The sequence below is a fragment of the Azotobacter beijerinckii genome, from assembly GCF_900110885.1.
Taxonomy (GTDB): Bacteria; Pseudomonadota; Gammaproteobacteria; order Pseudomonadales; family Pseudomonadaceae; genus Azotobacter; species Azotobacter beijerinckii.
Genome location: NZ_FOFJ01000048.1, coordinates 21,433 through 27,432, shown reverse-complemented (window position 1 = coordinate 27,432; position 6,000 = coordinate 21,433). Strand labels below are relative to the sequence as shown.

General features: G+C 66.0%; 7 protein-coding genes and 2 pseudogenes. 3 read left to right on the top strand and 6 right to left on the bottom strand.

The annotated features are described in order from the left end of the window. Nucleotides 1-213: pseudogene (locus tag BMY22_RS17790) on the bottom strand (IS4 family transposase); the annotation flags it as partial. Between the two features lie 113 nt (nucleotides 214-326). Between BMY22_RS17790 and BMY22_RS23915 the strand changes: the two are divergent. After that, nucleotides 327-410: pseudogene (locus BMY22_RS23915) on the top strand (exonuclease domain-containing protein); the annotation flags it as partial. Between the two features lie 70 nt (nucleotides 411-480). Next, on the top strand, nucleotides 481-762 hold the full coding sequence (gene ppnP, locus BMY22_RS17785) for a pyrimidine/purine nucleoside phosphorylase (protein ID WP_090624264.1): 282 nt from the start codon (nucleotides 481-483) through the stop codon (nucleotides 760-762). A gap of 233 nt (nucleotides 763-995) precedes the next feature. Here the strand turns inward: ppnP and BMY22_RS17780 are convergent, their stop codons facing one another. Both BMY22_RS17780 and BMY22_RS23910 read right to left on the bottom strand, forming a co-directional pair. Then, complete coding sequence (locus tag BMY22_RS17780; RefSeq protein WP_090624262.1) at nucleotides 996-2,435, bottom strand: catalase; 1,440 nt, start codon at nucleotides 2,433-2,435, stop codon at nucleotides 996-998. Nucleotides 2,436-2,550: 115 nt separating this feature from the next. Continuing rightward, nucleotides 2,551-2,745, bottom strand: coding sequence for a hypothetical protein (locus BMY22_RS23910; protein WP_143068534.1), 195 nt, complete (start codon nucleotides 2,743-2,745; stop codon nucleotides 2,551-2,553). Between the two features lie 137 nt (nucleotides 2,746-2,882). Here BMY22_RS23910 and BMY22_RS17775 point away from each other — a divergent pair, with 137 nt between their 5' ends. Continuing rightward, complete coding sequence (locus BMY22_RS17775) at nucleotides 2,883-3,311, top strand: HMA2 domain-containing protein (RefSeq protein ID WP_090624260.1); 429 nt, start codon at nucleotides 2,883-2,885, stop codon at nucleotides 3,309-3,311. A 68-nt stretch (nucleotides 3,312-3,379) separates the two neighbouring features. On the opposite strand, the gene BMY22_RS17770 is transcribed toward BMY22_RS17775, so the two are convergent. From BMY22_RS17770 to BMY22_RS17760, 3 genes are all read right to left on the bottom strand, one after another. Beyond that, entirely contained in the window at nucleotides 3,380-4,330 is a 951-nt protein-coding gene (locus BMY22_RS17770) for a LysR family transcriptional regulator (RefSeq protein WP_090624258.1), read from the bottom strand. 111 nt (nucleotides 4,331-4,441) lie between these two features. Then, nucleotides 4,442-4,879: a type II 3-dehydroquinate dehydratase gene (gene aroQ, locus BMY22_RS17765; protein WP_090624256.1), complete on the bottom strand. Its 438-nt coding sequence runs from the start codon at nucleotides 4,877-4,879 to the stop codon at nucleotides 4,442-4,444. A gap of 24 nt (nucleotides 4,880-4,903) precedes the next feature. After that, entirely contained in the window at nucleotides 4,904-5,953 is a 1,050-nt protein-coding gene (locus BMY22_RS17760) for a Gfo/Idh/MocA family protein (protein ID WP_090624253.1), read from the bottom strand. Between the last annotated feature and the right edge of the window lie 47 nt (nucleotides 5,954-6,000).

Below are 6,000 nucleotides of genomic sequence, written 5' to 3'. Positions count from 1 at the left end.
TTTGTCGTACAGCGCCGCCAGCGATACGGGCAGGTGGTCCATCTGGCGCGCGGCGGCATGCAGCGAAGGGCGCAGCCCCAGGGAAACCAGCGACATCAGCTCGACGACGGTGGAAAACAGCAGCTCCCGGGGATACTGGCGCTGCCGGTTGGTCTCGAACACTTCGTCGACCCAGGCAGCCGGCATCGCCCGTTCCAACACCAGCCGTGCCATGACGCTGGCCGGTGCCTGCTTCTCGAATCGCGCCAGAATCTCGTCCCACACCGCCTTGCCCTCTTGATGGCTTTAGGGAAGGGAGTTTACGTAAAGACCTTGAAAGGGGTGGCTTTCAGGGTCAGCAGCACCGGGCGCTGGGAGATGCCCGCAACACGGCCCGCCTGCTGCCGCTGGCTGTCCCGCCCGATGCTTAAGACGGATGACGCGGCAAAACGCCTTATGCATACTTGCGAGCCTTTTTTCACCCCTTCCTGAGGATTCAACATGTTCAAGGTCAACGAGTACTTCGACGGCACCGTCAAATCCATCGCCTTCGGCATGAGCCAGGGCCCGGCCACCATCGGCGTGATGGCGGCAGGCGAATACGAGTTCGGCACCAGTCAGCTGGAAATCATGCACGTGATCGCCGGCGCTCTAACCGTGAAGCTGCCGGGTAGCGAGCAGTGGGAAACCTTCCAGGCCGGAAGCCAGTTCACCGTGCCGGCCAACAGCAAGTTCCAGCTGAAGGTCGCTACCGATACCGCCTACCTCTGCGAATATCGCTGACCGGTAACGCCCCCGGCTCACCAGCCAGTGTCCGGGGGCGAAACGCAACAGGACCACGGCTCGCCACCCGCCTTTCCGGCCCGAAGGCACAGCGGATCCGGCAACCTCTCAACCCTTCCCCGGCCGACATCGGCAATCGAGCGCATAGGAAACCACGCCGTCACCACGGCCTCATGCCCACCGAGTGAGCCGCAAAACGCTACCGACCGATCAAAAGGCCGGGCAGCCACGACTCAGCCCAAGCCCAGTGCCTTCGCCACCCCCACCCCGTATGCCGGGTCGGCCTTGCTGCAGTTGTCGATGTGGCGCCGCTTGATGTCCTCCGGGGCATCGCCCAGGGCGCGCGCGGTGTTGTCGAACAGCACCTGCCGCTGCTCCGCCGTCATCAGCCGGAACAACGCTCCCGGCTGCGAGTAGTAGTCGTCGTCATCCTCGCGGTAATTCCAGTGATCCGCCGCGCCCTCCAACGCCAGCGGCGACTCGCGGAAGCCGGGCTGTTCCCGCCACTCGCCGGAACCGTTCGGCTCGTAGCCCAGGGTGCCGCCGTAATTGCCGTCGACGCGCATCGCGCCGTCGCGGTGATAGCTGTGCACCGGGCAGCGCGGGGCGTTGACCGGGATGTGCCCGTGGTTGACGCCGAGGCGGTAGCGCTGGGTGTCGCCGTAGGAGAACAGGCGGCCCTGCAGCATCTTGTCCGGCGAAAAGCCGATCCCCGGCACCACGTTGGCCGGATTGAAGGCGGCCTGCTCCACCTCGGCGAAGTAGTTGTCTGGGTTGCGGTTGAGCTCGAGGATGCCGACCTCCTGCAGCGGGTAGTCCTTGTGCGGCCAGATCTTGGTCAGGTCGAAGGGGTGATACGGCACCCTGGCGGCGTCCTGCTCCGGCATGACCTGCACGCAGAGCTGCCATTTCGGGAAGTCGCCGCGCCCGATGGCCTCGTAGAGATCGCGCTGATGGGTTTCCCGGCACTCGCCGATGGCGGCCTGCGCCTGGGCGTCGCTCAGGTTCCGGATGCCCTGCATGGACTTGAGGTGGAACTTCACCCAGTGGCGCTCGTTGCTGGCGTTGACGAAGCTGAAGGTATGCGAGCCGAAGCCGTGCATGTGGCGGTAGGTGGCCGGGATACCGCGGTCGCTCATGACGATGGTGATCTGGTGCAGTGCCTCGGGCAGCCGGGTCCAGAAATCCCAGTTGTTCTTCGCGCTGCGCAGGTTGGTGCGCGGATCGCGCTTCACCGCGTGGTTGAGGTCGGGAAACTTGAGCGGATCGCGCAGGAAGAACACCGGGGTGTTGTTGCCGACCAGGTCCCAGTTGCCCTCCTCGGTGTAGAACTTGACCGCGAAGCCGCGGATGTCGCGCTCGGCATCGGCGGCGCCGCGCTCGCCGGCGACGGTGGAGAAGCGCACGAACAGCTCGGTCTGCTTGCCGACGGTGGAGAAGAGCTTCGCCCGGGTATAGCGGCTGATGTCCTGGGTCACCGTGAAGGTACCGTAGGCCCCCGAGCCCTTGGCATGCATACGCCGTTCGGGAATCACCTCGCGGTCGAAGTGGGCCAGCTTCTCCAGGAACCAGATGTCTTGCAGCAACTGCGGACCGCGCGCCCCGGCGGTCATGACGTTCTGGTTGTCGACGACGGGACAGCCTGCGGCGGTGGTCAGTTTCTTCTCGCTCATGCCAACCTTCCTTTTCCCGGTTGAGGATCGAGGCACCGGAAGCTGCCGCGCCGTGCGGATCGGCAGAACGGGTGCCGCCCACGAAAAAGGGTAGCCCCGAAACCTGAAACCGCATTCATTCCGCCGGGATCGACAGCGCGAGGCCGCCGCCCGCCCGCACGCAGGCCGTCCCGGAGGTTGAGCGCACCGACGACCAGGGCCAGGCTGCCCAGCTCCGGCCCAGCTCCGTCGACAGGCCCAGCAGCGCCAGCCAGTGCAGGGAGGCCGCCCAGACCGACCGGGCATCCGGTTTCGCTTGATTCGCAGTCAAATGCGTATAATTATCAATCGCTAATTTCCGCACACCCCGTTGATGACGACTTCCCCACCCTCCGCCGCGCCGAACAGCCATGCCCAAGCCATGGCTGCCGGGGCAGTCGCTCACCTGCCGTACAGGATGAATCACCCATGAGTCGTATCGTTTCCGCGCTGCCCGGACGTATCCGCATCCGCGACAGAGCGCTGCGAGACCGGGCGCGCCTGGCCCGGATCGAGGAAGCGCTGGCCGGCTTCGAAGGCATCGACAGCCTCCAGCCCAATCCGCGCGCCGGCAGCCTCGTCCTGCATTTCGACGCCGCACGGGTCGAGATCGAGGCGCTGGAGGCGGCAGTCGACGCGGCCATCGACGCCGAGCTGGCCCGGCCCCATGCGCCGCGCCGGCGCTCGCTGAAGATGCAGGTCAACCGCGGCGCCAAGCTCGGCATGCTCGGCAGCCTGGCCGCCTCGCTGGCCCTCGCCGCGGCCGGCAAGAAGAGCTGGCACGCGGTGACCGGCGGTCTATTCGTGGCCTGCCTGGGCGTACACCTGGCCGTGCATCGGCGCTCGATTCTGCGCTGAACCCGCCGGCAGCGGCTCCGGTGGGACTGCTGCCCGCCTCTGCTCATGGCCTGGCTGGCCGGTGAAGCTCACTCCTCCAGACGCGTGACCAGCGCATGGGGCCCTTCGATCAGTTGCTGCTTGAGGAACGCGATGCATACCCTCACCCGCTCCGAGCCCGAAGTGCGGGCGGCGGTCACCGCCCAGACGTCCGCCGGCTGCCGATAGGCCGGCAGCACGCGCACCAGTTCACCCGCCCGGATGCTGGCGGCCAGATCCCAGACCGACGCCATGATGATCCCGTGGCCCTCAATCGCCCAACGCCGCACGATGTCGCTGTGGTTGGAGGCCATCGGCCCGGTGACCTTGACGCTTTCCTCCCCGCTCGGCCCTTCCAGTCGCCAGACGCCGAAGCTCTGGTCCCGGTCGCGAAACAGCAGGCAGTCGTGCTGGCCCAGCTCGGCCAGCGATTTCGGCCTGCCGTGCCGCTCCAGATAGGCTGGAGCGGCGCAGAGAATGCGCGCGTTCTCGGCGATCTTGTGGCCGATCAGGTGCGGCTCGTGCGCCTCGCCGACGCGGATGTCGATATCGAAGTTCTCGCCGATCAGGTCGACGCGCCGATCCAGCAGTTCGAGCCAGATCTCCAGCGTCGGATGGCGCTGACGCAACTGGGTGAGGATCGGCGCGACATGGTCGCGCCCGAGCCGGAGGCTGGCGCAGATGCGCAGGACGCCGCGCGGCTCGCCGCGGCTGCCGGAAACCGCCTCGAGCATACCCTCGACGTCCTCGAGGATCTTGCGCGCCCAGAGGAACGCCGCCTCGCCGTCGCTGGTGATGTTCACCCGCCGGGTGGTGCGGTTGAACAGCTTGACGCCGAGCGTCTCCTCGAGCATCGCGATGCGCTTGCTGACGTGGGCCGGCGACAGGCCCATCTCGTTGGCGCCGGCGACGAAGCTGGAGCGCCGGGCCACCGTGCAGAACAGCCGCAGGTCGCGCAGGAAGGGATCATTGTTCGCCAGTTGCACATTCTGATTTTTCATTGCGGCAGATTATGTCCGGATGGCCCAACAATAATCTTGCCTCGCTCTGGCCGCCGGCGTCTTGCCCGAATGAAGGGGGAGCGTGGGCGATGCGCCGGAGGCCGGCGCGGCTCAGCCAGTGGCCGCCGTGACCACCGCGCGCAGGCCGAGCAGATAGCTGTCCAGGCCGAACCCGCAGATCTGTCCTTTGACGATCTCGGCGAATACCGACTGATGGCGGAACGGCTCGCGTGCATGGATGTTGGACATGTGGACCTCCACCACCGGAACGGTGAGGATCGCCAGGGCGTCGCGGATGCCGTAGCTGTAGTGGGTCCAGGCACCGGCGTTGATCAGCACCGCATCCACTTGGTCGAGGAAACCCTGATGGATGCGTTCGCACATCTCCCGCTCGCTATTGGTCTGGAAGCTTTCGATGGACACGCCCAGCTCTTCCCCCAGGGCGCGCAGCGTCGCATCGATCTTGGCCAGGGTGACGGTGCCGTACTGCAGTGGGTCGCGCTTGCCGAACATGTTGTGGTTGATGCCATGCAGCATGAGTACTTTCATGAGTCTTCTCCCGGTCTCGAATGATCAGGCGTTGCCGAGCTGGATCACGCTGCCGGTCTTGGCGGCCTTGACGATCGCCTCGGTGATCTCCAGGTTGAGCAGCCCGTCGCGGGCGCTGACCAGCGGCTGGGCTTCGCCACGAATCACCGCACCGAAGTGTTCGATCTGATGCATCAACGGGTCCTGGCGAACCATGCCCACCACCCCGACCTCGAACGGCTTCCACCAGGAGCGGTCCTCGGGGCGAGGATAGGTCTTCAGGCGCATGGTCGGAATCGACAGGCTGCCGTCGGTGCCGGCGATGACATAGCAGTCCTCGTCCTCGTAGGTCGGGTAGGCCTTGTTCTCCCGGGAGGTCTGTTCCCAGCTGCGCGGGCAGGCGGCGGTATCGGAGAGCATGAAGGTGCCCAGCGCGCCGTTGGCGAAGCGCAGGTTGATGGCCACCGTGTCCTCGACCGGGAAGTCGCGCACGGCATGGGAGGCGAAGGCCTGGACCGCGACGATGTCGCCGCAGAGCATGCGCAGGTTGTGCACCTCGTGAATCATGTTCAGCAGGATCGGCCCGCCGCCCGGCTCGCGCCGCCAGGGGGCGTCGGCGAAATACTGGTCGGGCTTGAAGAAGGTGGCACTGCCCATCACCGCGACCAGCCGGCCGAGCTTGCCCTGCGAGACGATTTCGCGGGCCTTGGCCATGATCGGGCTGTGCGCGCGGTGGTGACCGATGAGTATCCTGGCCTTGGCCTGGTCGGCCATCTGGACCAGCTGGCGGCCTTCCTCGACGGAGGGCGCGATGGGCTTTTCCAGCAGCATCGGCAGGCCGGCTTCCATGCACAGAATCGCGTGCTCGACGTGCAGCTGATTCGGCGTGGCCAGTACGATACCGTCCGGGCAATCCTTTTCGATCAGCTCGTCCAGCGATGCATAGAGCGGCACCCCCGCCTTGGCGGCGATCTCGGCAGCGGCAGGAGAGGGATCGACGACGGCAGACAGCTGACAGGCCGGGCTTTGCTGCAGGACACCCATGTGGGCCTGCCCGATATAACCGGCACCCGCAACGGCAACTCTGAGTTTCATGACATTCTCCGTTCTTGTTCGGTGTCACCCCGGCCTGGTTCGAAGAC

Bases quoted from the DNA above. Each gene is read 5' to 3' on its own strand.
- BMY22_RS17760 (WP_090624253.1), bottom strand. From the start codon at position 5,953: ATGAAACTCAGAGTTGCCGTTGCGGGTGCCGGTTATATCGGGCAGGCC.
- ppnP (WP_090624264.1), top strand. From the start codon at position 481: ATGTTCAAGGTCAACGAGTACTTCGACGGCACCGTCAAATCCATCGCC.
- BMY22_RS17780 (WP_090624262.1), bottom strand. From the start codon at position 2,435: ATGAGCGAGAAGAAACTGACCACCGCCGCAGGCTGTCCCGTCGTCGAC.
- BMY22_RS17775 (WP_090624260.1), top strand. From the start codon at position 2,883: ATGAGTCGTATCGTTTCCGCGCTGCCCGGACGTATCCGCATCCGCGAC.
- aroQ (WP_090624256.1), bottom strand. From the start codon at position 4,879: ATGAAAGTACTCATGCTGCATGGCATCAACCACAACATGTTCGGCAAG.
- BMY22_RS17770 (WP_090624258.1), bottom strand. From the start codon at position 4,330: ATGAAAAATCAGAATGTGCAACTGGCGAACAATGATCCCTTCCTGCGC.